Genomic DNA, 26,416 nt, shown 5'->3' on the forward strand with positions numbered 1-26,416 from the left:
CCTCGCTTCTCCTCGTGAGGGGACCGGCGCGGCGCGTCACACCCCGACGCGTCCCCGCAGTTCCGGCGTCATCAGCTCGTCGGAGGGCAGTACTCCGGAGATCGTGGAGAAGAACCGCGCGGTCATCTCCGAGTCGTCCACGATGGCGCGCATCAGCGGAAGCCGACGGCCCGGTCGCAGCTCGGCCGCGGCCAGGGTGTCCCGGTATCCGTCCATGACCAGCTCGTCACGCCGCTCGCCGTACCGGCGCAGCGACTTGTCCAGACCGGGCTCATCCCTCAGTCCGTCGCCGACTGACTCGACGAGCGCGGTCGCCTGCCGGAAGGCGTCGGTGATGCCCTTGCCGGTGAGCGAGTCCTTGTGGTGGCCCGCGTCCCCCACCAGCGCCCAGCCGGGGCCCGCGGCCTGGCGGAAGAAGTTGCGCTGGTCCCCGGTGCCGAAGAGCCGGTCCTCCTGCGTCGCGCCTGCCATCCGGTCGGCGAGTGCGGGTGTGATCGCGGAGATGTTCTCCAGGTAGGCGGTACGGGCGTCCGCGCGCACCCGGTCGTAGTCCGCCATCGGGAAGTAGGTGCCGACCAGGGTCAGACCGTCGTTGGTGGGGACGAATCCGGCCCACTTGCGCGTGCACTCGTACACCTCGAAGCCGGTGTCGATCCCCGACCAGAACGAGTAGTACGCGCAGGTCAGCATGGGATCCTCCAACTCTGGCCGGGCACCCGCGAGTTCGGCGACCTTGGAGCGCATACCGTCCGCGCCCACCACCAGTCGGGCCCGCTCCTCGAACTGCTGCCGGCCCGAGCGGTAACGGACGCCGACCACCCGGTCTTCCTCGAACACCAGCTCGTCGACTGTGGACTGTTCGCGGAACTCCGCGCCGGACGCGACCGCCTCGTCGGTGAGAATGCGGTCCAGCAGGTAGCGGCGTGGGGCGTACGCGGAGGTGACGCCGTCGGCGGGCCACGAACAGCCTTCGAGCACCACGTCCTTGACCTGGTGACGGGCGTGGTCGAGCGGCGGGCAGCCGGTGGCGGCGACCGCGTCGAGCACGCCCCAGCGGTTCAGGTGGGCGACGCCGGGCTGATGGATGTAGAGGGTCGAGAGGGTGTCGCGGGGGTGGCGGATGCGGTCCAGCAGCAGCACGCGGTATCCGGCGCGGGCGAAGAGCATCGCTGTCGGGGAACCGGCGGCCCGCGCTCCCACCACTATGACGTCGTACACGGGGCGACCGTGCCTTTCCTGGGATCGGAGGTCCGGGGTCGGAGGTCCGCGTCGGGAGACGCGGCGCGCGGCGTGCGGGCGGTTACGGGCTCCGGGCGAAGTCCGCGGGCAGGGGCCGTCAACCCACGCCCGCCTTTTTCAGCGCGTCGGCGAGCGCGCGCAGGGTCCGCAGGCCGTCCTCCGCGTCGGTGGGGAAGATCATCGCGGAGAGCGTGGTGACTCCCGCCTCGGCGTGTTCCCGCAAGGTGTCGGCGATGCGCTCGACGGGGCCCAGCAGACAGGTCCGTTCCAGGAACTGCTGGGGGATCGCCGCGGCTGCCTCGCGCGGTCGGCCATCCAGGTAGAGCTCCTGGACGCGCTGTGCGGCCTCCGGGTAGCCCATGCGGGCGGCGAGACGGTTGTAGAAGTTCTCCTTGCGGGAGCCCATGCCGCCCAGGTAGTGCGCGGTGTACATGCGGACGCGGTCGGCGCAGTCGGCGATGTCGTCGCCGACGACCGCTGGCATCGAGGACACGATGTCGAACCCCGTCAGGTCCCGGCCTGTCCTCGCCCGCCCGGCCAGCAGCAGCGGCAGGTGCTCGGCGACGGTCTCGGGCTGGAAGAACACGGACAGCCAGCCGTCGGCGATCTCCCCGGCCAGTTCCACGTTGCGCGGGCCGACCGCCGCCAGGTAGACCGGCACGTCCTTGCGGCGCGGCCGGGTGCCGAGGCGCAGCGGCTTGCCCGGTCCGTCGGGCAGCGGGAGCCGGTAGTGCGCGCCGTCGTAGACGACGTCTTCCCTGCGCAGTGCCATGCGGACGATGTCCAGGTACTCGCGGGTGCGCGCCAGCGGCCTGTCGAAGCGCGCGCCGTGCCAGCCCTCGGCGACCTGCGGCCCCGATACGCCCAGGCCGAGCCGGAAGCGTCCCTCGGAGAGCATGTCGAGGGTGGTGGCGGTCATCGCGGTCATGGCGGGGCTGCGGGCGGGGATCTGCATGGCCGCCGTGCCGAGTTCGATGCGGCTGGTCTGCGCGGCGAGGTAGCCGAGCAGGGACACCGCGTCCGAACTGAAGGCCTCGGCCGTCCAGGCCACCGCGTAGTCGAGCCGCTCCGCCTCCTGTACGTACCTGGCGGAAGTCCTCGGGTCGGCGCCCGCGCCGAGGTTGCCGAGGTAGCGCAGGTTCAGTCCGAGTCTCATCGGTGCACCGTCCTGGTCGGATCGGCGACCGCCCCCGGGGCGTTCCCGGTCCGGCCGCAGGCACGGTCCAGGAACTCCAGGACGGTCGAGGTGTAACGCTCCTTGTCGGCCCACAGGCCGCGCAGGTGGCGGGCGTCGGGGAGCACGAGGGTCTGGGCGTGCGGGTAGCGGCGGGCCAGCCGCAGTATCTCGTCGGCGGGCACCACGGCGTCCGCGCCGCCGCCGATGAACAGCATCGGGGTGGTGGCGTATCCGGGTGCGGTCGGGGCCGGCGGCCAGTCGGCGCCACCGATGGTGAGGTGGTTGAACAGCTCGAAGGACCGCTCGGCGACCGCACCGGCCCTGCCGCCGCGGGTCCGCTCCGGCAGCGGGAGCAGGCCCTCACGGAGCAGGTTGGGAGATATCGCCGGGGGGTCGCAGGCGGGCCCGCTGTCGCAGACCACCGCGTCGACGACCGGGTGCAGCGTCTGCAGCGCGCGCAGCATCGCGAACGAGGAGAGCGAGAAGCCGTACAGGACGAGCCGTGCGTCGGCGTGCTCCGGCAGGGTGGTCACGTACCGGGCAGCGGCGACGGTGTCCTGCCCGAACTTCCGGCCGAAGCCGGCGAATCCGCGGTCCTGGAAGCTGTCGCCGTGGTTGCGGTAGTCGAACAGCAGCACCGTGTGTCCGGCCCGGTGCAGACAGCGGGCGTAGGGCAGGCTGCGGGACTTGTCCAGACCGAGACCGTGGCCGAGCAGCACCACGCGGTCCGTGCGCTCGCCCCGGCAGAGCCAGCCGGCGAGAGTCCGGCCGCCCCTGCCCGCGGGAATGGTCACCTCCTGCACCCTGAGCCCGAACTGCTCGGGTCGGCGGCGGCGTTCGGGCCTGGGCGGATGGAACGCGGTGTACGCGGTGCGCAGGGCGTCGAGGGGCGCGGCGAGCAGCGCGGCCGGCCGGTTGCTCATGTCCACTTCCTCGGCCCCGGTGTCCACTTCCCGGGTCCTGACCTCCGGCTTCCCGGTCCGTGCGTCCGGTTACCCGCCGCGGGTGTCCGGCGGGCGTCGTCGCGGCGCGTGCGGCGGTTCGTACCTCTGATACCGCTCACACCACCAGACCTCCGTCGATGCCGAGCACCTGGCCGCTGATGTACGCGGCCCGCGGCGACACCAGGAAGGAGACCAGGTCGGCGACCTCGTCGGCTGCCCCGAAGCGGCCCAGTGGGACCTTGCCCAGGATCTGCTTCTTGACGGCGTCGGACATGTCGGCCGTCATGTCGGTCTCGATGAGGCCGGGCGCGACGGAGTTGACGCGAATGCCGTACTTGCCGACCTCTCTGGCGAGCGAGCGGGAGAAGCCGATGATGCCGGCCTTGGACGCCGCGTAGTTGCTCTGGGTGGCGTTGCCGTACACGCCCGCCACGGACGACATGGTCACGATGGTGCCGGTGCGCCGCTTCATGAGGGAGAAGACCGAGGCACGGCAGATGGTGTAGGTGCCGTCGAGGTTGGTGGAGATGACGTCGCGCCACTGCTCGTCGTCCATCAGGACGAGCGGGTTGTCACGCACGATGCCCGCGCTGGTGACCACGGCGTCCAGCGGGCCGAGATCCTCTTCGGTCCGGTCGACGAAGTCGCGGGCCGCGGCCGGGTCCGCGACGTCCAGCGACCGGGTGAGGACCCGTGCGCCGAGCGCGGTGGCCTCCTTGGCGACCTGCTCGGCCGCACCGGTGTCGGAGCGGTAGCAGAGCGCCACGTCGAAGCCGTCGCGGGCGAGCCGGGTGACCACGGCCCGTCCTATGCCGCGGGAGCCGCCGGTGACGAGGGCGACCGGTCGTGCGCCTTCTGACATGTTGCTGCCTTTCGGTGGGCTTGCGGGTCGGTCATTCGGGAGCGTTGCTCCGGAGCGGCGTCGAGCACAGCTGTCCGGGCGGGCAGGTGGTACGGACCGCTGCGCGGGGCCCTGCGACGGGCGCGGGGCCCCGCGCACACCAGCCGTACGACGACTACTTGAGCTTCGAGTCGACCAGCGTGCGCACCTGGAGCAGGTTGGAGACCTGCTTGAAGTCGGACTCGGCGACCTTGATGCCGTACTTCTTCTCCAGGTTGACGACGATCTCCAGGGCCATGAGCGAGTCGACCTGGAGGTCGTCGACGAAGTGCGCCTCGTCGGTGACCTCTTCGACGGGGAGCTCCAGTGCGTCGGCGACGAGCGAGCGCAGTTCCTCGGTGTCGACGGCGACGGCGGTGTTCTCGGACATGTGGTGACTTCCTTCCGTACGGATTTGCTGGGCGTTGCGGATGACGTGCGGTGGTGAAAGGGGGTCAGGCGGTGAGGATTTCGCCGCCGTCGATGCCGATGACGTTGCCGGTGAGCCACGACGAGTCGGACATCGACAGCAGGACGATCGCCTCGGCGACGTCCTCGGGCTCGGTGAGCCGCCTGTGCGGATTGCGGGCCCGGCACACCTCGGCGTACGCGGCGCCGTGCGGGATCTTCTCCAGGGCCGGCGTGAGCGTGGTGCCCGCACGCAGGGCGTTGGCCGCGATGCCGCGTGGCGCCAATTCGGCGGCCAGCTGGCGCAGATGGGCCTCCAGGGCCGCTTTGGCGGCGGAGACGGGACCGTAGCTGTCCAGGACCTGGGTGCTGCCCGCGCTGGTCATTCCGTAGATCTTCGCGCCGCGTCGGAGCAGGCCTGCGGCGAGCAGGTCCTGGGTCCAGTAGACGAGGCTGTTGGCCATGACGTCGAGGGTCATCGCCAGTTGCCTGGAGTTGACCGTCTCCTGCTCCTGCGGCCCGTCCGGCGAGGGCGCGAACGGCAGCAGCGAGCCGAACGCCAGCGAGTGCAGCAGGATGCGGACGCCCTTGTCACCGGCGAGTTCGACGGCCTGGCCGATCACCTCCCTGCGGGTGCTCGCGCTCGCCGCGTTGAGGTTGAAGAAGTGCACGGACACTCCGGTGTCCTGGAGTTCGTCGGCGAACTTGGCGGCGGCCTCCGCGCCGTCGGCGGTGTCGAAGTGCACTCCGATGACGTTGCCGCCGCGTTCCGCGAGCGCCCGGGCGACGGCCCGGCCGAAGCCGCTGGAGACACCCAGGACGAGGGACCAGGACCCCTGGATTTCTGTGATCATTATCGGCTCCTGTTCTGCGGGGGGTGGATGAGGGGTACGTGCGCGGAGGCGTCCAGCCGGGCGAACGCCACGTTGCCCTCCGCCGCGGCCGTCACGACGATCCTGCTGTGGCCGTCCCGGGCGGCGAGCGCGGCGACGAGGTGGCGCAGCGGGGTGAGCGCTCCGGCGCCGGCCGGGGAGACCGTGAGGTCCGCACACCGGTTGTCGAGCCAGGCCTTGACCGCCTCGCCGACGGGCGAGTCGTCGACGACCGCGTCGACCCGTGAGGGACTGTCCCCGTCCTCGGTCAGGGCGCGCCAGGCGTTCTCCAGCGCGCGGCCGGAACGGGCGCCCGGCTCCAGGAAGGCGTCGCGCACCTGCACGGTGCCGTACGAGGACGCCGGGGGCGTGTCGCCTGCGCGGGCGCAGATCAGCGCGACGGCTCCGGTGTCACTGCCGTCGGCGCCCGGTTCGCCGGCGGGCAGCGATTCCTCGGTCGCGCCGACGACGAGCACGTCGGCCCGGTCGGCGGCCAGTGCCCTGGCACCGGCGCCGAGCGCGTCCAGGGCGGCGGTGCGCGGCGAGTTGACGGTGAGCGTGAAGCCGTTGATCTGATGTTCCGTGGCCAGCCGGGAGGCGAACAGGCTCATCGCGAAGTACGGCGCGGTCAGCGGGGCGATGGCGTCCGCACCCCGACCGATGATCGTGCGGTCCTGCTCGTCCAGCAGGGCCATGCCCGCGTTGTCCGTGCCCACGACGACGCCACGGCGTTCGGCGGGGACGGCGGACAGTGCTCCGTCCGCGTCCGCCAGGGCGTTCCCGGTGGCGGCGAGCAGGTACTGGCAGGCCGAGGGCAGCCGCTTGTAGCCGCGGCCCGGCAGCGCGGCGGCCACGTCGAGCCAGCCGGGGCCAGGGGTGCCGGTGACGGCCGGGGACAGGGCCTCGGTGGGCTTGTCGGTGCCGGGCAGGCAGACGCCCACCCCGAGGATGTCGAGCGCGCTCATGCGGCGGCTCCCCGCGGGCCCGTGTCCTGGTGTACGGGATCGTGCCGCGCGGTGGCCGCCTGCCCCGCCGTGCCTGGGCGTTCACGTGCGGATCCGGCTCCCGGCACGCCCGACAGGACGAGCGAGACGTTGTTGCCGCCGAAGGCGTAGGCGTTGACCAGTACGGCGGACGCGCTCAGCGGCACCGGCCGGTCCTGCGGCAACCACACCGCGCAGCGCGGGTCCTGCGCGGAGACGGGCGCGTTGGCCGGGACGCGCCCGTGGCGCAGCATCAGCGCCGCTGTCAGCACTCCGAACGCGCCGGCGACCCCCGCCGTGTGCCCGATCATGGCCTTGAGGCTGAACAGGGGGAGCTCGTCGCAGAGTTCGCCGAACACCTCGCGCAGCGCCTCGCTCTCCACGACGTCGTTGAGCGGGGTGCCCGTGCCGTGCGGCACCACGCCCCCGACGTCGTCGGGCCGCAGACCCGCGTCGGCCAGCGCCCGGCGCATGCCACGCACGGCCTGGGTGCCGCCGGGGTCGGGGGCGGTGGGGTGGTGGGCGTCGCAGCTGAAAGCGGCGGCGGACAGTTCCGCGTACGGCGTCGCCCCACGGGCCTCGGCATGCTCGGCCGACTCCAGGACCAGCATGGCCGCGCCGTCGCCGAAGAGGGTGCCCTGCCGGTCGGTGTCGAAGGGCCGGCAGGCGACCGGGTCGGCCGCGCCGATGCGGTTGAAGACGCCCATGCCCACGCGGGTCGGTCCCTCCGCACCGCCGGTGAGCACCATGTCCGCCTCCCCGGCCCGGATCATGTCCGCAGCGATCGCCGCCGCGTAGCCGCTGGCCGCACAGGCGTTGCCGACGCTGGTGCTGCCGCCGGTGGCGCCGATCGCGGCCGAGACCGCGGCGGAGGTCACCGTCATCGGCGACCACCTGCCGACGGCCTGGCGAAGCGGTACGGCGTGCTCGGCGGCCCGCCGGGCCTCGTGCCGGCCGGCGTTGCCCATCTCCACGCCCAGTACGACGGAGAGCCGTTCGCGCCGCGCGTCGTCCAGACCGGCGTCCGCCACCGCTTCGTGGGCGGCGGCGATCGCCATGCGGGGTCCTGCGCCGAGCTCCACGTGGGCATGCCGCTCGGGCCCGTCGGGGACGTCGGCCTCCGGCACCAGGTACATCAGCCGGTTGGCCATGCGGGCGTCCGGGTCGGTCATGGGCCGGGGCGCGCCGCCTCCCGAGGTCAGGCCCTGCCAGAAAGCGGGCACGCCCGAGCCCAGACAGGAGATCGCCCCGAGGCCGGTGACGACCACCCGGCGGCCGTTTGCTCCTCGGGCGCTCACGCCCCCTCACCTGCTCCGGTCAGCACCAGTGCGGCAGCCGCGTCGTCCGTCGCTCCCCCGCCGCTGGTGGCCAGGACGGGGCCGGGGCCGCCCGCGACGAGGTGGGCGACGCCCACCGCGGCCTGGACGACGCCGAGTGCTCCCGAGCAGTGGCCGAGCCGCGTGGTGAGGTCCACCGCCGAGGCCGCTGCCGCGTCCTCGGCCGAGCCGAGCCACAGTCCGGCGGCGGGCGCGCCCTCGTGCAGCGCCTGGGCGACGGCCGTCGCGGAGTCGGCGGCCCGCACACTGCGGGACAACGTGGCCAGGGGGCGGGCGCCCCGTTCGGCGACCCGCTCGGCGGACTCCAGGACCAGCGCCGCCGCCCCGTCGAGGACGTCGTGGCCCGAGCCGTCCGCCAGCAGCCTGGCGGCGGGCTCGGTGTGCGGCTCGACCCCGATGACGACGACCGTCTCGGCCCTGCGCACGGCGAGCAGGTTGCGCGCCCAGTACAGCGCGTCGGCCCCGCTCGTCGCCCCGTTGCACACCGTGAGGTTGGGCCCGCGCATCCCGTACCGGATGGCGATCCAGCCCGCGATCACATTGGACGAGGTGTGCGGCAGGCCGAGCGGGCTCAGTCCGGTGACCGTGTGTTCGGTGATGGTCTCGACGAAGTCGCAGACGCTGTCGAGGTTGCCGAGATTGGAGGAGACCACCACGGCCGTGGTGTCGCCGGGTCCGGTGTACGTCTCACCGTCGTCGGACAGCAGGCCCGCCTGGCGCAGTGCGGGTCCGACGGCGCGCAGAGCGAGGCGCGAGGCCCGGTCCTTGTGCCGCATCGCCCTGCCCTTGAGGCCGGTGGCCGGGTCGAACCCCCCGTCGGGGGCGTCCGGGCCCAGAAGATCGGCGGCCTCCGTCAGACCGGGGACGGCGGTGCCCACTCCGGTGATCACGACGGCTTCCGCCGAACCCGCTTCGTGGCGCGCGGTCACGTGCGGTCCCCCTTCTCCAGGACGGCCACGGCGTTGATGCCGCCGAAGCCGAACGCGTTGATCTGTGCGGTGGACAGTCGGGCGGTGGCGGCCCTGTCGCGTACCAGGCGTAGTCCGGCCGCCTCGTCGATCGGGTCGGTCAGGCCCAGCACGGGCGGGACCACGCCGTGCCGCAGGGCGAAGGCCGCGGTGACCAGGCTGAGCAGTCCGGAGCCGCCCAGAGTGTGTCCGGTCATGGACTTGATCGCGGTGAGCAGGGGGCCGGCGCCGGCGCCTTCGAAGACTCCGGACACCGCGGTCGCCTCGGCCGAGTCGTTGAGCTGGGTGCCGCTGCCGTGCAGCATCACCAGGTCGATCTCGTCGGCCTTGAGCCCGGCCCTGCGGTGCGCGTCCCTGATCGCCCAGGAGATGGTCGTCGGGTCGGGGGCGGTGGGGTGTGCGGCGTCGCAGTTCATGCTGACGCCGCGGACGACGGCGTGAACTCCCCTGCGGGCGGCGCCCGTTCGCTGGACGACGACGGCGACCGAACCCTCGCCCATCAGCATGCCCGCGCGGGCCCGGTCGAACGGCCGCAGTGCGTGCGGTGTCTCGTTCTGTACGCGGTCGAGCGTCCCGAAGGCGCTCTCCGTGATCGAGTCGGTGCCCGCCACCACCACGGTGTCGGTCAGTCCGAGCTCGATCATGTCGGTGGCCATGCCCAGCGTGTACAGCGTGGCGGCGCAGGCGTTGGCGAAGGTGTAGCTCCGCGCCGTGCCGAACCGGTCCCGCAGCGCGCTGCCGAAGTGCAGGTCCCGCACGGTCAGCGGTGCGCCGTCGCGCCACCACAGCTCGGCCGAGCGCTGTTCCCGCAGCGTCGTCCCGACGAGGATCGGGATGCCGTCGGCCGCGGTGTCCAGACCGGCGTCGGTGAGGGCCTGTTCGACCGCGGTCTCCAGCCACCGGGTGGCGCGCAGTGGGCGATCGGCGCCGTCCGGGCCACGGTCGTCGATCTCGTACGCCTGCTTCGCACGGTACTTGTCCCCGTCGAAGGCGTGCAGGTCGGTGAGGCCGCTGCGGCCCGCGCACAGCGCGTCGTAGACGGAGCGCGGGTCGTCGCCGATGCTCGCCACGGCCCCGAGGCCCGTGATGTCCCAGCTCATCGGTCGACCACCGCTTCCCGGCCCGCCGACTCCCGCAACCGGTTACGTGCGAGCTTTCCCGTGGACGTGGTGGGCAGTACGTCGATCACCTCGACCCTGGCCGGGCGTTTGAAGGCCGCCAGGCGGGTGCGGAGAAGGGCGAGGATCGCCTTGCGGACGACGCTGGGGTCGGCGCCCGGCACGGGGACGGCGTAGGCCACCGCCTGGTCGAGTCCGTTCTCGTCGCTCACGGCCACGACCGCGCACTCCGCCACCTCGTCGGCCTCGCGCACGACCGCCTCGATCTCGCCGGGGGCCACCTTGTAGCCACCCATGTTCAGCAGGTCGTCGGCGCGGCACAGGTACCAGAGCTCGCCCGTGTCGTCGCGGCGGACGATGTCGCCGGTGTACACGCCCCTGTCGGCGAAGGTGCGGCGGGTGGCCTCGGTCCGGTTGAGGTAGCCGAGTGCCACGGAGGGCCCGGCCACGTGCAGCCTGCCCTCGGTTCCTTCCGGGACCGGTCCGCCGTCCTCGCCCCTGACGGTCGCGGTGGCGCCCGGGACCGGGAATCCGGTGGCCCCCACGGTGATGGCCGCGGGCGGGGTGGCGACGACGAAGTGCAGGGCCTCGGTGGCGCCGAGGCCGTTGACGAGCGGCACGCCGAACGTCTCGCGCACCCGTTCGGCGAGCGCGGCCGGGCAGTGCTCGCCCGCAGTGGCGGCCAGCCGCAACGAGGCGGTCGCCGCGGCGCCGTGGCCGGCGGCCAGGGCGAGCAGGGCGACGTACATCCTGGGTACGGAGAACAGCACGGTCGGCCGGTGGCGGTGCAGCGCGCTGTGGACCGCGTGCGCGTCGACGCCACCGCGCAGCACCACGGTGCGGGCGCCGGCGGCGAGCGGCAGGATGACGGAGTTCCCGAAGCCGTACCCGAAGGACACCTTGGCGGTGGAGAGCACCACGTCGTCGGGTCCGAGCCCGAGCAGTGAGCCGACCGAAGCGGCGACGGCCTCGATGCCGGTGGCGGCGTGCAGCACGCCCTTGGGCGAGCCGGTGCTGCCCGAGGTGTACTGGATCAGAGCGGGCTGCCCGGCGGCCCAGTCGGCCTCCTCGGCCGCCGCGTCGGGGGCGTACGCCTGGGACCCGGTGTCGCTCCTGAAGATCGTGCGGACCTCGTCGCCCGTGGTGTGCGGCAGCCGGTCGATGTCCGCACCCAGCTCCCGCCGGGCGGCGTTCGGTACGTCGAAGTGCGCGAACCCGGCCTCGCAGTCGGCGGCCATGAAGCGCAGTTCGGGGTCGGACAGCGCGGGGCTGACCGGCACGGGCACACAGCCGTGCCACCACAGGCCCAGGATCGCCGCGGTGGTCGCCACCGAGTCGTCGGCCAGCACCAGGGCCCGGGTGCCTGCCGGAATCCCGCGCTCGCGCAGGGCCCCCGCGTAGCCGACCACGGCGTCGTGGAGCTGCGCGTAGGTCACCTCGCCGACGTCGGGGTCCACATGGCTGACGCGGTCCCCCGCGCCTGCCGACACGTGCTTGCCCACCAGTAGTTCCACCAGTTTCATCGCGGACCTTTCCTTCGGGACGTCACTTCCACGGCGACGGCGTTGCCGCTGCCGAGGGCCAGCGCGAGGACGCGCGGGCCCGGTTGTTCCAGCGGGCCGGGGGCGGCCGTCAGGGCGACGGCGGTGACCAGCGCGGCGACGCCCCCGGCGGCCCCCAGGTCGCCGAGCCGCTCCTCGACCCGCAGCAGCGGCGCCGCACACAGCAGGGCCCGGGCGCCCGCGGCACGGGTGTCTGTCGCGGGCGCGGACAGGACCAGGTGGTCCGGCGGCCCGTCCAGTCGTTCCAGGCAGGAACGGACGAAGGCGTCGATGCCGTCTCGGGCCGTACGGGCCCTGAGGACCGGCCGGACGGCCGCTCCCCCGCCGTACGGGGCGTGCCGCTGGAGCACCACGCATAGCGCGCCCTCCGCCGGGTCGCCGCCGGGGCGGAACCGCCACGCGGACGTGTCCGCCGAGCCTCCGACCACGACGCGCTCGCACCGGCCCCGCGTCAGCATCCGTACGGCCTCGGTGACGGCCTGGGCGCCCGCGTCCTGCTCCCCGGTCACGTTCAGGTACGGCCCGTCGAGGCCGAAGCGCACGGACACCGCCGTCACGGGCGCGGTGAACGCGGAGTGCGCGGTGCGCCGTGGGGAGACCCGTCCTGGCCCGAACTCGGTGATGTCGGCGCAGGTCTGCGCGTACGCGGCCAGGCCCGCGGTGGACGAGGCCCACACGGTGGCGGTGCTGCCGCCTGCTCCCGGCGCCCCGGGTGTGCGGGGGGACGCGGCTGCCATCGCGTCGGTGGCGGCGGCGAGCGCGTGCTCGTGCTCCGGGGCCTCGTTCGCGAAGCGGCGGAGGGCGGACGGGGCGAGCAGACCGGACAGACCTGACGCTCCCGGAAGTCGGACGCCGAGCCCGGCTACCGCTACCGCGCTCGGCCGTGCGGGGGCACGCAGGACCGTGCGTACGGTCTCAGGCATCGTCGCCCCCGGCTGCGCCGAGCAGGAGCGCTGACACCCCGCCGCCCAGCCCGAAGGCGAGGCTGAGCACGGTGGCGACCGGGGCTTCGCGGCCCCGCGGCGGCACCAGGTCCAGGCCGGCGCAGGCCGGGTCGGGCCGGCGGAGGGTGGCGTTGCCCGGGAGGTGTTCTGCGGCCAGTGCGAGCACCGCGACCACTGCTTCGAGTACTCCCGCCGCGCCCTGGGTGTGGCCGAGCATGCCCTTGAGCGAGGACACGGCCGGCCTGCGCCGCCCGGGTCCGCCGAGGGCGGAGACGATCGCCCGCGCCTCGACGCCGTCGCTCGCGGGGGTGCCGGTGCCGTGCGCGCACACCCAGTCGATCTCCTCGGGCGCACGGTCCGCGTCCCGCAGACAGGTGCCGATCGCCTCGACGAGGGCGTCGCCGGTCGGCCGCGGCCGGGTGAGGTGGTACGCGTCGGCCGCAGCACCGTGTGCCAGCAGAACGGCCAGCGGAAGTCCGCCGCGTGCGGCGCAGTGCTCGGCGCTCTCCAGGATCACGACGGCGGCGCCCTCGGCGGGCTGCATGCCGAGCCGGTCGCCGTCGAAAGGGCGGGCGACGTCGGGGGCGAGCGCCCGCAGCGTGGTGAACATGGCGAACACCTCCTGGGAGAGCTCCTCGGCCCCGCCGCAGATCGCGACGTCCACCTCTCCCTCGGAGATCGCGGCGGCCCCGCATGCCACGGCGTCGCCGCCGACGGAGCAGCCGGAGGCCAGCAACACCACGGGCCCGTCGACCGGTACGACCTCGGGCACCAGGTCGAGCAGCCGTTCCGGCTCGGCCCAGTCGGTGCCCTCGGCCGTCAGTCCGGCGGAGGTGATGCCGTGGTCCAGGACCGGCCTGGTGCCCATGACCGTCCCGGCGAAGACGCCGGTACGGGCGCGGCTCCCGGTGCGGGTGAGCCCCGCGCCGTGTGCCGCTTCCGCCGCGGCGGCAGCCAGGCAGCGGGCGGCGAGCGAGCGGTGCGGCGGCACGAGGGAGTCGAGCCGTGACAGCGCGGACCGGGGGATCTCCCCGGCGCGGTGCGAGGGGTGGCGGGAGGTGTCGAAGCGGGTGACGGGCCCCGTGGTCACCCGGCCTTCGCGTACGGCGTCCCACAGCGCCCGGTGACCGAGTCCGGCCGGCGACACCGCGCCGACCCCCGTCACCACGATGCCGGCGCGCCCCGGTGGGCACTCGACGGCAGTCGCCATCAGACCACCTTTCCCTTGTCGCGCAGCAGCGCCAGCACGGCCGACGCCGACGTCATTTCGCCCGCCTCGTCGGGACTGACCGAGATCTCGAATTCCCGCTCCACCCGCACGGCGATCTCGACCTTCTCCAGGGAGTCCGCCGCCAGGTCGTCGTAGAAACTCGCTTCCGGTTCCACGCTTTCGATGTCGATCTCCAGGATTTCCGCGACGATGCCGCGCACCCGGTCGAGAGCGGCAATGCTCTGCACATCGGACATGACCGTCCCTCAATTCCAGTTCGCAGCAGCGGAAATTGCTTGTTCCGCGTTCAACCGGGGATCGCACAGCGTGGTGGAGCGGCCGTCGCAGCTGGTGAGCTCCGATGCGGCGGCGATGCATTCGCCAACCGTGTCCGGGGTGGTCTCCAGATGAAGTCCGCCCGGAATCGCGCCGACTTCACGCAGGGCCGCCTGGAATTCGACGATCTCCTGCGTGACGGAGCTCAGCAGCCGCGTCTTGCGGCCGCTGGTGGCCCGTACGGTGTTGCCGTGCATCGGGTCGCACAGCCAGACCACCGGGTGCCCTGCCTCTCGCACCCGGGCAGCCAGTGCGGGCAGACGACGGGCCGCTTCTCCGGCTCCCATCCGCGAGATGAGCGTCAGCCGCCCAGGCCTGCGCGCCGGGTCCAGGAGCGCGCACAGCCGCAGGAGTTCCTCCTCCGTCATGCTGGGACCGACCTTGCAGGCGACCGGATTGGAGACCGCGGCCAGCATGCGGACGTGCGAACCGTCGAGCTGGCGGGTGCGGTCGCCGATCCACGGCCAATGTGTGGACGTCAGCAGCATGTCGCCCTCGGAGCCACGGCGCAGCTGCGGCAGCTCGTAGTCCATGAGCAGTGCCTCGTGGCTGGTCCACACCGGAACCCTGGTGATCTCCTGCTGCTTGCGCAGGTAGGTCATGGCGGTGGTCGCGGCCTCGTGACAGGCGAGCATGCGCAGCGGATCGGGCCTGCGGTCCTCCTCGGTCTCCTTCGGGCCGTTGACCAGATGCCCGCGGAAGACCGGCAGTTCCACGCCGTCGACGACCTCCGTCGGGCCGGACCGGGGCTTGGCGAACTGGCCGGCGAAGCGGCCCACCCGCAACACGGGCAGTCCGGAACCGATCTGCATCACTCCGGCAAGAGCGTCCAGCAGGCCGGTCTTCCTGCCCAGGTGGGCGGGCGTGCACTCGGCCGGGTCCTCGGCGCAGTCGCCGGCCTGGACGACCTGCCGGCGGCCGGCCGCGACGTCGGCCAGGGCCGAGCGCAGCGAGTGGATCTCGTCGGCGTCCACGAGTTCCGGCAGACAGGCGATGTCCCTCCTGATGCCGGTGACGAGCCAGTCGTCGTTCCAGGCGGGCTGCTGACGGGACGGCAGCAGCCGCCAGGACCGCATCTCGTCCTCGGTGAGGGCGGAATGGGATTCGGTGAGTCCGGCCCAGTTGATGGCGACGTTCATAAAGGTTCGATCCTCGTATCCCCTGTCGGCTGCCTTGGAATAGGCGCAAGTGAATGAGGCGCAAGCGTGAATCGCGAAGGTCCGGCTGATTGCAGCCGAACGACGGCGTACCGACCGGGCGCCGCGATCGAATGTCCGGCGTGAACGGCCGAGTTCGGTGCGCCCGGCCGATTTCGACTGTAGCCGTGCGGAAGCCCCTGAGGACTACCCGTGTGGGTAGCCGAGTGCGGTTGACAACCTACTCGTCGACCGCAGACCGCAGCGCATGTGAGTAGTGGCCCGCACACCCACCCGGCTGCCAGGCTGATCGGAACGCAGGAGATGCCAGGAAAAGAAAAGCAGGACAAGAGGTGGCAGTCATGACCTGTACCGTGCGAGTTTCTGGGGAGTTCTCGTGAGTGAGATGAATTCGGCACGTCTGCAGTCCCTGTTGAGTCCCGACGCGCCGCCGTTCGCCCTGCTCCACCGACCGCATTCTGCGGGCCACGACGACGTCGAGATCCTGCTCGGGGACGTCACGGAGGTTCCGGGTCTGGGCGACCTGCCGCTGCCCTCGGGCGCGCCGTCGCACAGCGCAGAAGGCCGCCACGATCTGGTGGTGCTGGTTCCGTACCGTCAGATAGCCGAGCGCGGTTACGCGCACCAGGACGACGGCACTCCGCTGCTCGCCATGAAGGTGGACGAGCAGACCAGGCTGAGCGTCGAGGAGACGCTGGCCACCGTCCCCGACCGGCCCTTCGAGCTGGCCGACGCCGGCTTCGAGACCGACGACGCCGAGTACGGGACCATCGTCCGCAAGATCATGAACGAGGAGATCGGGCGCGGCGAGGGCGCCAATTTCGTGATCAAACGCTCCTTCGTCGCCACGGTCCAGGGGTCGCCCACCGATGCCGCGTTGACGGTGTTCCGTCGCCTGCTGGCCGGTGAGGCCGGTGCGTACTGGACCTTCCTCGTCCACACCGGCACGCGCACCCTGGTGGGCGCCACCCCCGAGCGGCATGTCGCGCTGAACGACGGCACCGTCACCATGACCCCGATCAGCGGCACCTACCGCTACCCCGCCGCCGGCCCCACCGTCCCCGGGACGCTCCGCTTCCTCGCGGACCCCAAGGAGACCGACGAGCTGTACATGGTCGTCGACGAGGAACTGAAGATGATGGCGCGCATCTGCGAACCCGGGGTCCGGGCGGAGGGGCCGTACCTGCGGGAGATGACGCGACTGGCCCACACCGAGTACCACCTCAGCGGGCGCACCACCCTGGAGGTGGGCGAGATCCTGCGCGAGACGATGTTCGTGCCCACCGTCACGGGCAGCCCGCTGGAGAACGCCTGTCGGGTCATCAACCGGTACGAGACCGAGGGCCGCGCCTACTACAGCGGGGTGCTCGCCGTGATCGGCCGGGACGAGACCGGCACCAGGCGGATGGATTCCGCGGTACTCATCCGCAGCGCCGACATCGACGCGCGCTCCCGCCTGCGGATCGGCGTGGGCGCGACACTGGTGCGCCACTCCGACCCCGGCTCCGAGGTCGCCGAGACCCGCGCAAAGGCGGCGGCGGTGCTCCAGGCCTTGCACGGTGGCGTCCAGCAGGCATCGGCGGAAGGCCCCGCGCTCGCGGCGGACCCCGAAGTCCTCAGCTCACTGGCGGACCGCAACCGGACCCTCGCCCGGTTCTGGCTGGAACCGTTCGACGAGGAGGCGCACCGCGGCCACCGGGAGGTGCTGGCCGGACGGCGAGTGCTGCTGATCGACGGCGAGGACACCTTCACCGCGATGCTCGCCCACCAACTCCACGCCCTGGGCCTGCGCGTCACCGTCCGGCGCTTCGACGAGCCGTACGAACCGGCCGACCACCACCTCGTGATCGTGGGCCCCGGTCCCGGCGACCCGCGCGAGCAGAACCACCCGAAGATCGCCGTCCTGCGCCGCACCGTCCGCGAACTCCTGGCCGCACGGCGGCCGTTCCTGGCGGTCTGCCTCGGACACCAGGTGCTCTGCGCGGAACTCGGGCTCGATCTGATCCGCAAGAACCCGCCCAACCAGGGCGTCCGGCGCCGGATCGACCTGTTCGGCCGCCCGGCCGGGCTCGGCTTCTACAACACCTACGCGGCCCTCTCCCCCACCGATCGCTTCACCGCCCCCCAGGTCCCCGAGGGCATCGATGTCAGCCGGGACCCGCACAGCGGCGAGGTCCACGCGCTGCGCGGCGAACGGCTGCGATCGACGCAGTTCCACCCGGAGTCGCTCCTGTCCGAGGACGGACTGCGCATCCTCGCCGACGACCTGTCGGCGCTGCTGCCCGCCCCCGTCCGCGCGACGGGCTGACCGGAGAACGGGTCGCTGCCCGGCACGACTCCCGTCCCCCGCCGCGATCCCGGCACGCGGTCCCACACCTGCCGAGGCCCTCGTCTCCACCACGGATCCACAGCGCGGGCGGACGCGTCCCCCGCCACCGTGACGGGCGCCCGGCACCGATCCCGCCACGCCGCGATCCCGCCACGCACCTCAGCTCCGTCGCGTCCCGCGAAGCGGTCCCGCTCGCCGGTTCCCCCGCAGACCTCACCCGAAAGCGCACTTGATGCCACTCACCCACAGGCGCCCGGCCACGGACGAGCCCGGCGGCCGCGGTCTCGTCCTCGCGCTGGGCCTCTCGGCCATGATCGTGTCGATGATGCAGACCCTGGTCGTCCCGATCCTGACGGTGGTCCAGAAAGACCTGTCGCTGTCCTCCTCGAGTACGAGCTGGCTGGCCACCTCGACACTGTTGTCCGCCGCTGTGTTCACCCCGCTGCTCGGTCGCCTGGGCGACATGCGCGGGAAGCGACCCGTACTCCTGTGCGTGCTGGGGGTGACCGTCGTCGGATCCGCGCTGGCGGCCACCACCAGTTCGCTGCCGCTGCTGCTCGTCGCCCGCGCGATGCAGGGAGCTTCGACGGCGATCTTCCCGCTCGCGCTGTCGGTACTGCGCGACGAGCTGCCCGCACGGCGGCTGGCGGGGGCGATGGGGCTCGTCAGCGGGACGCTGGCGTTCGGCAGCGGTCTCGCCCTGGTCGGCGCGGGGCTGCTCACCCAGGGACCGCACCCGGACTACCACCGGGTGTTCTGGCTGGCGACCGTACTGTCCCTGGTCGCACTGATCACCGTGGCGATCGCCGTCCCGCCGTCGCCCTCCTCCACCGGCGGCCGTACGGACTGGCTGGGAGTGACGACACTCGCCGGCGCGCTGGTCCTGCTCCTGCTGCCCATCTCGCAAGGCGGTACATGGGGTTGGACCTCGGCGCGCTCCTTGGGGCTGCTGGGGGGCGCGGCGGTGCTGACCGCCTTGTGGGTCCTCGTCGAACGCCGGGTACGCCAACCTCTGGTGGACATGCGCATGTTCGTCCTGCGGCCGGTGGTCTTCACCAACCTCGCCGGGGTGCTGCTGGGGTTCGGCATGTTCACCCAGTTCATCGGCATCTCGTACCTGGTGCAGACGCCCCACCGGATCGCGGGGTACGGCTTCTCGGCCTCGGTGCTGGACGCCGCCGTGGTCTATCTGCTGCCCGGCACCGTCGCGTCGTTGATCGCCGCGCAGTTCGGCGGTGTGCTGGTCCGGCGGATCGGCGCCCGCGTCACCCTGGCCGCCGGAGCCGGGTCGGGCGTCCTGGGCTTCGGCTGGCTGGCCGTCAGCCACGGCGGTCCCGGGGGCGTCGTGGCAGCGGGGCTGCTCACCGGCATCGCGGTCAGCTTCGGCTTCGCGACCCTGCCCGCGTTCATCGTGGCGGGCGTTCCCGTCCATCAGAGCGGCATCGCGAACGGCATCAACTCGATCGCCCGGTCCCTGGGCAGTTCGCTGGGCAGCGCCGTGATCACCGCGCTGCTGAGCGCCCGCCTGCTGACCGGACTTCCCCCCGGTACGCCCGCGGTGCCCGCCGAGGGCCAGTACACGCTCTCCTTCGCTCTCGGCGCCGCCGCCTTCGCACTGGTCGCCCTCATCGCTCTCACCGGTCTGCGGATCGAGGCCGTCCCGCACCAGAAGGTCGTACGACCCGCAGCGGCGGGCGACCGGGTGGCGTGACGCACTCCATGTTCCCGGAATGGTTGTACGACATAAGGCGACTCTTTGGCAGAGAATCCATCACGTCTCCCTCACGCTTCCCGCTCCGGCATTCGCCCCGGCCGAACAGCCGTCCGACCGACATAGCCTGAGGCGGTCTCTCACGGCACCTGCGTCACCTGACGCCTCAGTGGTGACCCCATGTCGGGGTAGGCCACCCGCCGCAGACGAAGCGGCGCCGCCTGGAGGCGCGACGCGGCCCGCCCCGCTCCACAGATCGGACACACAATGGCGACGCCCAGACCCCGTTTGTCCCGCTTCCGCCGAGACACACGGCAGCAGCCCGCACCCGAGGTCACCACGGTGGACCGGCGTGCCAGGCTCCTGGCGGGTGACCCGTCACTGGCCGAGTTGACGACCGACGGGCGCACCTGGGTAGGACGGCGTGTGACCAGCCTGGAGGAGGGACGGGCGGCCGAGCGCAACCTCCGGCTCGTCACGGCCGCCCTGGAACACGGTGGCGTCGAATACTTCCTGGTGCCCGGACGCTCCGTACAGCGATACGTCGTCGGGATCCGGCTCGCCGACCGCAAGGCCCTGCTGAGCTCCCTGCGAGAGCTGTACGCCGGTACCGCCCTGTATGCGGCGGAGCCCGTCTCGGACATCTGGCCCGCCAACGCGGCGCTCTACGCCGAAGGCGCACTGCCCACGGAACTCAAGCGGCGCCCGGTCATACGGTTCGGCGAGATCCTCCTCGGCCCTTCGGGCCAGGTTCTCGCCGGGCTCGTCCGAGGCTGCGACGTGGAGTTCTGGCGGGACGGCGGCCTGCTCCACGAGCAGCGTGAACAGGGCGACGCCCGTGCCACCGAGCTGCTCGGCAGCCTCCGCTTCCAGGCGCCGCCCGCACTCCTCGACGGCGCACTGGTTGGCCCCCGCCCCAACGCGGTCTCCGACGTCGTACCGGCCGAGGCCCAGAAGCCCGCCACCCGGACAATCCGGGGCACAGACCACCCCACGTTCGCCGATTTCACCGAACCCGGCATCGACACCGTCACTTTCCCCCTGGACGTCGTCTACACATGGGTGGACGGCGACGACCCAGCTCTGGCCGCAAAGCGCGAGGCCCACCGCACCGGCCGAGCACCCGACGCGCAGTCCCGTGAGGCGGGCGCCTCCCGCTACACCAGCCACGACGAGCTCAAGTACTCACTGCGTTCCCTGGAGATGTACGCGCCGTTCGTGCGGAACATCTACATCGTCACCGACGGCCAGAGCCCCTCATGGCTGGACACCGCGGCGCCCGGCATCCGAGTCGTCGACCACAAGGAGATATTCAGCGACCCGGATGCACTCCCCGTCTTCAACTCCCACGCCATCGGAACCCAGTTGCACCACATCGACGGGCTCTCCGAGCAGTACCTGTACTTCAACGACGACGTCTTCCTGGGCCGCCCGATCACGCCAGGACACTTCTTCCACGGCAACGGCATCGCCAAGGTGCCCTTCTCGCCCTCCCAACTCGGCCTCGGGGCACCGCATCCTGACGAACCGGCCCCCAATTCGGCGGGCAAGAACGTCCGGCGCCTGCTGCAGGGGAATCACGGACGCATGACAGTGAACAAGTTCGCGCACGCCCCGCACCCTCAACTCCGCTCAGTGATGCGCGAAATAGAGGAGCGCTACGCGGAGGACGTCGACCGCACCAGCAGGTCCCGGTTCCGCGCCCCCAGCGACATCGCCATGGGAGCGTCGTTCCATCACCATCAGGCTTTCCTCACCGGCCGAGCGGTGCCCGCGACGTACAAGGCACGTTACGTGGACGTGGCCCGGGGAGACGCGGACGAACGGCTCGCCGAACTCCTGACGAACCGCCGCTTCGACTTCTTCTGCCTCAACGACGTCAACACCCCCTCCGAGCAGCAGGAAGAGATCCACCAAAAGATCCATGCCTTCCTGGAGAGCTACTTCCCCTTCCCCAGCCGCTTCGAGCGCACCACCGTCACACACACCTGACGGCACCCACGTCGCACCGCGAGATCAGGCAGGGCGGTCACCGGCCTGTGCCGGATGCCGGGGCGCCGAGGTGAGCACTGGTGCCCTTCGAACAGCGCGGCCTGCCCGAAACCGGATCAGTGGCCCCGGTAGTCGCTGGCTGGTCCCGGTGTCGCGTCAATGGTGGTATTTTCTGCCGCCGATTGACCTTGCCCACGACACCTCAGGGGGACCCGATGACCACTCCGCCGCCGCCCGGCCAGAACCCGTACAGACAACGCCCCGCCGCGCCGCTCCCCGCCCGCCGCTGGGGCGTCAGGCGCGTCCTCAAGGGAGTCGTCAGCGTCGTCGTGGTCGGTGTCGTCGCATACGGCGGCTACACGACCTGGTTCGGGGGCGCCGCGACCGCCGACGCGGGTGACTGCCTGCACGCCGGCAACGCGGCGGCCACGGCGGTGATATCCGTCGGCGATCCCGAGTTCGAGATCGTGGACTGCGGCACACCCGAAGCCCAGTTCAAGGTCTCCAGCCGCGCCTCCGGCACGGACGGAACCTGCGAGGACCAGTACCAGCGCTACACCCAGGGCGGCGCGGGCCGGGACTTCACCCTCTGCCTCGAACCCCTCAAGTGAGCCCTCACGCAACGGGGTGAGGTTCCTGGCGCCGGCCGGCCGTCGGCGCCAGGAACTCCACGGCGCCGCTCCGCGCGTCGTCAGGTGCACGCAGGCCGCCCGGGCAATAGTGACACTCCCTCAAAGCGACGGAATTCTGTGAGGGATACAGATCCTTCACATATCCGACATCCATATCGGCCCCTCGGATGCCTCCAACTCCCGCTGTATCAACACCAGGGAGACACCCCGCCGGATGCTCACCGACCCGGAGACCGTGAACGTCCCGGACGTCGTCGTCGCCGTCAGCGGGGACGCCGACGACGACGGCTCCGTGGAGGCGTACACGGCGGCGCGCCGCATGGTGCGGGAGTCCGCCCTCCGCAATCGGGCCGCCGTGGCCTTCTGCACCGGCAACCACGACGAGCGCGGGACTTTCGCCAAGGTGCCGGGCAGCGGACACCGCGGCGCCGAGGGGGCGAGGGCCCGCCGGACCATGGCACGGGTACCGAAAGGGCATCCGCCAGCCGTGGGAGTCCTCTTGGACTTCCGGCCCCATCAACCGACACGAGTGTGAAACGACCGAAAGCCCATTCGTGCACCTCAGAGCTCACACGCCCCCATCACAACTGGTCACCCCGCTCGTTCGCCCCTTCCAGGACAACTGACCATCAGGGACCAGCAGCTCCGCGCAGAGTGTCCCTCACCCCGACACCCGATTGACATCCGCCATCTCGACAGGGCCTGACCTGCCCAACAGGTTGACTGACACCCCATCAGAGCGAGCGCCACGAGCGTCATTCCAGCGTCGAGACATCGCCCGTAACGCCCACACCGCACATAATGCGCACACACAAAACCGCGGGTCAGGCGCCCTTCTCAGCAGGCTCCAGAATCGCCACGCACTCCACGTGATGCGTCATCGGGAACAGGTCGAACGCGCGCAGCGTCCGCACCTTGTAGCCGCCCTCGCGGAAGTAAGCCAGGTCGCGTGCGAGTGCCGCCGGGTCGCAGGCGACGTAGGCGATGCGGCGGGCGCCGAGGCCGGAGAGGTGCTTCACCGTCTGCTTGCCCGCGCCCGCGCGCGGCGGGTCGAGGACGATCAGGTCGCACTCGGTGATGCCGGTGCGGGGCAGGATCTGTTCGACCTTGCCGTGCTCGATGCGGACCCGGTCGAGGTCCTGGAGGTTGTGGCGGGCGTCCTCGACGGCGCGCTTGCCGGACTCGATACCGAGGACCGCGCCCTTCTCACCGATGCGCTGACCGATGGCGCCGGCGAACAGGCCGACGCCGCAGTAGAGGTCGAGGGCGGTGTCGTTCTTGCGGGGCAGGAGGCCCTGCATGACCGCGCGGACGAGGGTGTTGGCGGCCTGCGGGTGGACCTGCCAGAAGCCGCCCGAGCCGACGCGGTACGTGCGGTCGTCGGCGCGTTCGCGGACGAAGCCGCGGCCGTGGACCCGGTGGACGCCGCCGTCGCGTTCGTCGACGCGCAGGACGGAGACGGGCTTGTCGAGCTCGACGAGCGGCAGCCGGGCGCCGGGCTTCGGCGTGAGGATGACCTGGCGGTCGTTGGAACCGGTGGCGGTGATGGCTTCCACCGAGGCCATGCCGGTCCAGTCGCGCTTCTCGACGCCGAGTTCCGAGACGCCGGGCGCCGCGATCATGCAGTGCTCGACCGGCTCGACGTCGTGCGAACGGTGCTTGCGCAGGCCGGCGCGGCCGTTCTCGTCGATGGCGTACTGGACGCGGGTGCGCCAGGCGGGCACCTCGCCCTTCGGGAGCTTGTCGCCCTCGGCCGGCATGACCGTGCCGTCCCAGCCGGCCTCTTCGGGGGTGAGCCCGGCGAGGCGCTGGAGCTGTTCGGCGATGACCTCGCCCTTGAGCCGACGCTGGGCGCCGGGCTTGGCGTGCTGCCAGTCGCAGCCGCCGCACTTGCCGGGGCCGGCGTACGGGCAGGGCGCCTCGACGCGGTCCTTGGACGGTTCGATGATCGTGACGGCGTCGGCGCGCAGGAAGCGGGAGTCCTTGTCGCCGTCGGTGATCCGGGCGATGACCTTCTCGCCGGGAAGCGTGTGCCGTACGAAGAGGACCTGGCCCTCCGAGGTACGGGCGATGCAGTGGCCGCCGTGTGCGACGGGGCCCACCTCGACCTCGTACTCCTCGCCGATCAGTGAGTCCCCGGTCTGCGAGTCCTCGGCCGGCGACGAGGTGGATTCGTTCTGCATGAGGGGGTGGCTCCAGAGATCAAAGGAAAACGGCCGGACAACAACCCACAAGTCTACGTGGGTGGTGTCCGGCCGCTTACCACTTGCGGGCGCGGAGAGTCAGCTCTTGCTGCTGGGCTCCTTGGCCCGGCGCTCCACGGGACCCCGCCGGACCGAGCCGGGAGCGTTCCATTCGGCACGCTTCCTGGCGCGCTTCTTCGCGGCCTCGGAGGACTCCAGCTGGTACGGGACCGAGGTCACCATCACACCCGGGGTGAACAGCAGCCGCCCCTTGAGGCGCAGGGCGCTCTGGTTGTGCAGCAGATGCTCGTACCAGTGCCCGACCACGTACTCCGGGATGTAGACACTGACCACGTCGCGCGGGCTCTCCCGGCGCAGGCCCTTCACGTAGTCGATGACCGGCCGGGTCACCTCGCGGTACGGGGAGTCGAGGATCTTCAGCGGGATGTTGATACCGCGCCGCTCCCAGTCCGCCTTGAGCGCCTTGGTATCGGCCGGGTCGACGCTGATGGACAGCGCCTCCAGATGGTCGGAGCGGATCAGCTTGGCGTACGCCAGTGCGCGCAGCGTGGGCCGGTGCAGCTTGGAGACCAGAACGATCGAGTGGACCCGGGAGGGCTTCATGCTGTCGTCGGACGGGGCCTCGTCGGCGGAGATCTCCTCGGCGACGCGGTCGTAGTGCTTTCGGATCGCCGTCATCGTCCCGTAGAAGATCACCATGCCGAGCAGCGCCACCCAGGCGCCGTGGGTGAACTTGGTGGCGAGTACGACGACGAGCACCAGGCCGGTGAAGAACGCGCCGAAGGTGTTGATCGCGCGGGAGCGGATCATGTGGCGGCGCTTGGCCGGGTCCTTCTCGGTCCGCAGATGACGGTTCCAGTGCCGGACCATGCCGGTCTGGCTGAGGGTGAAGGAGACGAACACGCCGACGATGTACAGCTGGATCAGCCGGGTCGAGTCGGCGCCGTAGATCCAGGTGAGCAGGATGGCCGCGCCGGCCAGCAGCACGATGCCGTTGGAGAAGGCGAGCCGGTCGCCGCGGGTGTGCAGCTGGCGGGGCAGGTACCGGTCCTGGGCGAGGATCGAGCCGAGCAGCGGGAAGCCGTTGTACGCGGTGTTGGCGGCCAGGAAGAGCACGAGTGCGGTGGCCGCGGCGAGGATGATGAAGAGGAACGAGCCGTCGCCGAAGACGGCGGCCGCCACCTGGGAGATCACCGGGTCCTGGACGAAGCTCGAACCGACGGCGGCGCCGTTGTGGATCAGGTCCTTGGCCGGGTTCTCCGCCATCTTCACATCGGTGGCCATGGCCAGGCCGATGATGCCGCAGAACATCGTGACGGCGAGCAGACCCATCATCGCGAGCGTGGTCGCGGCGTTCTTGCTCTTCGGCTTGCGGAAGGCCGGCACGCCGTTGCTGATCGCCTCGACGCCGGTCAGCGCCGCACAGCCGGAGGAGAAGGCCCGCAGCAGCAGGAAGACGAGGGCGAAGCCGGCGAGGCCCTGGTGCTCGGGCTTGATCTCGAAGTCCGACGTCGGGGCTTGCATCGTGTCGCCGAGGACGAGACCGCGGAACGCGCCCCAGACGATCATGACGAAGACGCCGGCCACGAAGAGATAGGTGGGGATGGCGAAGAGCTTGCCGGACTCCTTGACGCCCCGCAGGTTCATCAGGGTCAGCAGCACGATGGCCGTGATCGCGCAGAGCGTCTTGTGCTCGACGACGAACGGGACCGCGGAGCCGAGGTTCTCCACGCCGGAGGCGATCGACACGGCGACGGTCAGGACGTAGTCCACCAGCAGGGCGCTGGCGACGGTCAGACCGGCCTTGGGGCCGAGGTTGGTGGTGGCGACCTCGTAGTCGCCGCCGCCGCTCGGGTAGGCGTGCACGTTCTGCCGGTACGAGGCGACGACCGTGAACATCAGGACCACGACAGCGGCCGCGATCCACGGGCTGAAGTGGTAGGCCGACACGCCCGCGATGGACAGCACGAGGAGGACTTCTCCTGGTGCGTACGCCACCGAGGACAGCGGGTCGGATGCGAAGACGGGGAGGGCGATGCGTTTGGGGAGGAGCGTTTCCCCCAGCTTGTCGCTGCGCAAGGCCCGGCCGATCAGGATCCGTTTGGGCACGTCGGTCAGTTTGGACACGCTGAGGATCGTAAGGGTTCCGTATGGAGGCCGCCGACGCACCACCCCTGCGGTCCTGCAATCTCCTGCACTCAGCCGAAATCGGCACGGAATCCTTAACGGAATCCTTGCACTCCCCCCTTATGGCATGAGCGCGCTGTAATCGTTCCGTTCCGGTCGGCCACGAGGACAGGCTTGGCGGACGGTGGCGTTCCAGTGGATCTCCGCTCCCGCCATTCCGTCACCCGTTCCTCTTTACCGCGCCTTTGCAGCTACGGCCGTGGCGAAAGCACACTCGAATGAGGCA

At 71.4% G+C, this 26,416-nt stretch carries 21 protein-coding genes and 1 pseudogene; 5 read left to right on the plus strand and 17 right to left on the minus strand.

Annotated elements, in window-relative coordinates; genetic code table 11:
- Nucleotides 1-36: 36 nt before the first annotated feature.
- From OG963_RS12965 to OG963_RS13035, 15 genes and pseudogenes are all read right to left on the minus strand, one after another.
- The gene (locus OG963_RS12965; RefSeq protein ID WP_093777196.1) at nucleotides 37-1,218 is read right to left on the minus strand and encodes an NAD(P)/FAD-dependent oxidoreductase; all 1,182 of its coding nucleotides are present in this window, start codon (nucleotides 1,216-1,218) and stop codon (nucleotides 37-39) included.
- 118 nt (nucleotides 1,219-1,336) lie between these two features.
- Nucleotides 1,337-2,395: an LLM class F420-dependent oxidoreductase gene (locus OG963_RS12970; protein WP_093777198.1), complete on the minus strand. Its 1,059-nt coding sequence runs from the start codon at nucleotides 2,393-2,395 to the stop codon at nucleotides 1,337-1,339.
- The gene (locus OG963_RS12975; protein ID WP_143020015.1) at nucleotides 2,392-3,339 is read right to left on the minus strand and encodes an alpha/beta hydrolase; all 948 of its coding nucleotides are present in this window, start codon (nucleotides 3,337-3,339) and stop codon (nucleotides 2,392-2,394) included. The genes OG963_RS12970 and OG963_RS12975 overlap by 4 nt, the downstream gene beginning before the upstream one ends.
- Before the next feature lie 136 nt (nucleotides 3,340-3,475).
- Complete coding sequence (gene fabG, locus OG963_RS12980) at nucleotides 3,476-4,222, minus strand: 3-oxoacyl-[acyl-carrier-protein] reductase (RefSeq protein WP_093777202.1); 747 nt, start codon at nucleotides 4,220-4,222, stop codon at nucleotides 3,476-3,478.
- A 154-nt stretch (nucleotides 4,223-4,376) separates the two neighbouring features.
- The gene (locus OG963_RS12985) at nucleotides 4,377-4,631 is read right to left on the minus strand and encodes an acyl carrier protein (RefSeq protein WP_030927329.1); all 255 of its coding nucleotides are present in this window, start codon (nucleotides 4,629-4,631) and stop codon (nucleotides 4,377-4,379) included.
- Nucleotides 4,632-4,695: 64 nt separating this feature from the next.
- Nucleotides 4,696-5,502, minus strand: coding sequence for an SDR family oxidoreductase (locus OG963_RS12990; protein WP_371798925.1), 807 nt, complete (start codon nucleotides 5,500-5,502; stop codon nucleotides 4,696-4,698).
- Nucleotides 5,502-6,485, minus strand: a complete 984-nt coding sequence (locus tag OG963_RS12995; RefSeq protein ID WP_371798926.1) for a beta-ketoacyl synthase N-terminal-like domain-containing protein — start codon at nucleotides 6,483-6,485, stop codon at nucleotides 5,502-5,504. The genes OG963_RS12990 and OG963_RS12995 overlap by 1 nt, the downstream gene beginning before the upstream one ends.
- Complete coding sequence (locus OG963_RS13000) at nucleotides 6,482-7,801, minus strand: beta-ketoacyl synthase (RefSeq protein WP_371798927.1); 1,320 nt, start codon at nucleotides 7,799-7,801, stop codon at nucleotides 6,482-6,484. The genes OG963_RS12995 and OG963_RS13000 overlap by 4 nt, the downstream gene beginning before the upstream one ends.
- Complete coding sequence (locus OG963_RS13005) at nucleotides 7,798-8,769, minus strand: beta-ketoacyl synthase N-terminal-like domain-containing protein (protein ID WP_371798928.1); 972 nt, start codon at nucleotides 8,767-8,769, stop codon at nucleotides 7,798-7,800. Before OG963_RS13005 ends, OG963_RS13000 begins: the two co-directional genes overlap by 4 nt.
- On the minus strand, nucleotides 8,766-9,908 hold the full coding sequence (locus OG963_RS13010; RefSeq protein WP_371798929.1) for a beta-ketoacyl synthase: 1,143 nt from the start codon (nucleotides 9,906-9,908) through the stop codon (nucleotides 8,766-8,768). Before OG963_RS13010 ends, OG963_RS13005 begins: the two co-directional genes overlap by 4 nt.
- Nucleotides 9,905-11,449: a class I adenylate-forming enzyme family protein gene (locus OG963_RS13015; protein ID WP_093930890.1), complete on the minus strand. Its 1,545-nt coding sequence runs from the start codon at nucleotides 11,447-11,449 to the stop codon at nucleotides 9,905-9,907. The genes OG963_RS13010 and OG963_RS13015 overlap by 4 nt, the downstream gene beginning before the upstream one ends.
- The gene (locus OG963_RS13020) at nucleotides 11,446-12,411 is read right to left on the minus strand and encodes a beta-ketoacyl synthase N-terminal-like domain-containing protein (protein WP_371798930.1); all 966 of its coding nucleotides are present in this window, start codon (nucleotides 12,409-12,411) and stop codon (nucleotides 11,446-11,448) included. Before OG963_RS13020 ends, OG963_RS13015 begins: the two co-directional genes overlap by 4 nt.
- Nucleotides 12,404-13,600: a beta-ketoacyl synthase N-terminal-like domain-containing protein gene (locus OG963_RS13025; protein ID WP_371800288.1), complete on the minus strand. Its 1,197-nt coding sequence runs from the start codon at nucleotides 13,598-13,600 to the stop codon at nucleotides 12,404-12,406. The genes OG963_RS13020 and OG963_RS13025 overlap by 8 nt, the downstream gene beginning before the upstream one ends.
- 128 nt (nucleotides 13,601-13,728) lie before the next feature.
- Nucleotides 13,729-13,899 (minus strand): annotated as a pseudogene (locus tag OG963_RS13030) (phosphopantetheine-binding protein); the annotation flags it as partial.
- 9 nt (nucleotides 13,900-13,908) lie between these two features.
- Nucleotides 13,909-15,117 carry a 3-deoxy-7-phosphoheptulonate synthase gene (locus OG963_RS13035; RefSeq protein WP_371798931.1) on the minus strand — a complete coding sequence of 403 codons (1,209 nt, stop codon included), beginning with the start codon at nucleotides 15,115-15,117 and terminating at the stop codon, nucleotides 13,909-13,911.
- A gap of 403 nt (nucleotides 15,118-15,520) precedes the next feature.
- On the opposite strand from OG963_RS13035, the gene OG963_RS13040 reads away from it, so the two are divergent.
- The 5 genes from OG963_RS13040 to OG963_RS13060 all read left to right on the plus strand — a co-directional run bounded on the left by OG963_RS13040 (nucleotide 15,521) and on the right by OG963_RS13060 (nucleotide 22,334).
- Nucleotides 15,521-17,443: an anthranilate synthase family protein gene (locus OG963_RS13040; RefSeq protein ID WP_371800289.1), complete on the plus strand. Its 1,923-nt coding sequence runs from the start codon at nucleotides 15,521-15,523 to the stop codon at nucleotides 17,441-17,443.
- Nucleotides 17,444-17,696: 253 nt separating this feature from the next.
- Entirely contained in the window at nucleotides 17,697-19,175 is a 1,479-nt protein-coding gene (locus tag OG963_RS13045; RefSeq protein ID WP_371798932.1) for an MFS transporter, read from the plus strand.
- 267 nt (nucleotides 19,176-19,442) lie between these two features.
- The gene (locus OG963_RS13050) at nucleotides 19,443-21,167 is read left to right on the plus strand and encodes a stealth family protein (protein ID WP_319739526.1); all 1,725 of its coding nucleotides are present in this window, start codon (nucleotides 19,443-19,445) and stop codon (nucleotides 21,165-21,167) included.
- A gap of 215 nt (nucleotides 21,168-21,382) precedes the next feature.
- Nucleotides 21,383-21,778 carry a hypothetical protein gene (locus OG963_RS13055; RefSeq protein WP_371798933.1) on the plus strand — a complete coding sequence of 132 codons (396 nt, stop codon included), beginning with the start codon at nucleotides 21,383-21,385 and terminating at the stop codon, nucleotides 21,776-21,778.
- A gap of 160 nt (nucleotides 21,779-21,938) precedes the next feature.
- Nucleotides 21,939-22,334: a hypothetical protein gene (locus tag OG963_RS13060; RefSeq protein WP_371800290.1), complete on the plus strand. Its 396-nt coding sequence runs from the start codon at nucleotides 21,939-21,941 to the stop codon at nucleotides 22,332-22,334.
- Nucleotides 22,335-22,623: 289 nt separating this feature from the next.
- Here the strand turns inward: OG963_RS13060 and OG963_RS13065 are convergent, their stop codons facing one another.
- A complete protein-coding gene (locus OG963_RS13065) occupies nucleotides 22,624-23,982 on the minus strand; it encodes a class I SAM-dependent RNA methyltransferase (protein ID WP_093777232.1) in 1,359 nt (452 codons plus the stop codon).
- 99 nt (nucleotides 23,983-24,081) lie between these two features.
- A complete protein-coding gene (locus tag OG963_RS13070) occupies nucleotides 24,082-26,130 on the minus strand; it encodes an APC family permease (RefSeq protein WP_093777234.1) in 2,049 nt (682 codons plus the stop codon).
- Nucleotides 26,131-26,416 lie beyond the last annotated feature (286 nt).

The sequence above is a fragment of the Streptomyces sp. NBC_01707 genome, assembly GCF_041438805.1.
GTDB lineage: Bacteria > Actinomycetota > Actinomycetes > Streptomycetales > Streptomycetaceae > Streptomyces.

Bases quoted from the DNA above. Each gene is read 5' to 3' on its own strand.
- OG963_RS12970 (WP_093777198.1), bottom strand. From the start codon at position 2,395: ATGAGACTCGGACTGAACCTGCGCTACCTCGGCAACCTCGGCGCGGGC.
- OG963_RS12975 (WP_143020015.1), bottom strand. From the start codon at position 3,339: ATGAGCAACCGGCCGGCCGCGCTGCTCGCCGCGCCCCTCGACGCCCTG.
- fabG (WP_093777202.1), bottom strand. From the start codon at position 4,222: ATGTCAGAAGGCGCACGACCGGTCGCCCTCGTCACCGGCGGCTCCCGC.
- OG963_RS12985 (WP_030927329.1), bottom strand. From the start codon at position 4,631: ATGTCCGAGAACACCGCCGTCGCCGTCGACACCGAGGAACTGCGCTCG.
- OG963_RS12990 (WP_371798925.1), bottom strand. From the start codon at position 5,502: ATGATCACAGAAATCCAGGGGTCCTGGTCCCTCGTCCTGGGTGTCTCC.
- OG963_RS12995 (WP_371798926.1), bottom strand. From the start codon at position 6,485: ATGAGCGCGCTCGACATCCTCGGGGTGGGCGTCTGCCTGCCCGGCACC.
- OG963_RS13010 (WP_371798929.1), bottom strand. From the start codon at position 9,908: ATGAGCTGGGACATCACGGGCCTCGGGGCCGTGGCGAGCATCGGCGAC.
- OG963_RS13015 (WP_093930890.1), bottom strand. From the start codon at position 11,449: ATGAAACTGGTGGAACTACTGGTGGGCAAGCACGTGTCGGCAGGCGCG.
- OG963_RS13020 (WP_371798930.1), bottom strand. From the start codon at position 12,411: ATGCCTGAGACCGTACGCACGGTCCTGCGTGCCCCCGCACGGCCGAGC.
- OG963_RS13035 (WP_371798931.1), bottom strand. From the start codon at position 15,117: ATGAACGTCGCCATCAACTGGGCCGGACTCACCGAATCCCATTCCGCC.
- OG963_RS13040 (WP_371800289.1), top strand. From the start codon at position 15,521: ATGAATTCGGCACGTCTGCAGTCCCTGTTGAGTCCCGACGCGCCGCCG.
- OG963_RS13045 (WP_371798932.1), top strand. From the start codon at position 17,697: ATGCCACTCACCCACAGGCGCCCGGCCACGGACGAGCCCGGCGGCCGC.
- OG963_RS13050 (WP_319739526.1), top strand. From the start codon at position 19,443: ATGGCGACGCCCAGACCCCGTTTGTCCCGCTTCCGCCGAGACACACGG.
- OG963_RS13055 (WP_371798933.1), top strand. From the start codon at position 21,383: ATGACCACTCCGCCGCCGCCCGGCCAGAACCCGTACAGACAACGCCCC.
- OG963_RS13065 (WP_093777232.1), bottom strand. From the start codon at position 23,982: ATGCAGAACGAATCCACCTCGTCGCCGGCCGAGGACTCGCAGACCGGG.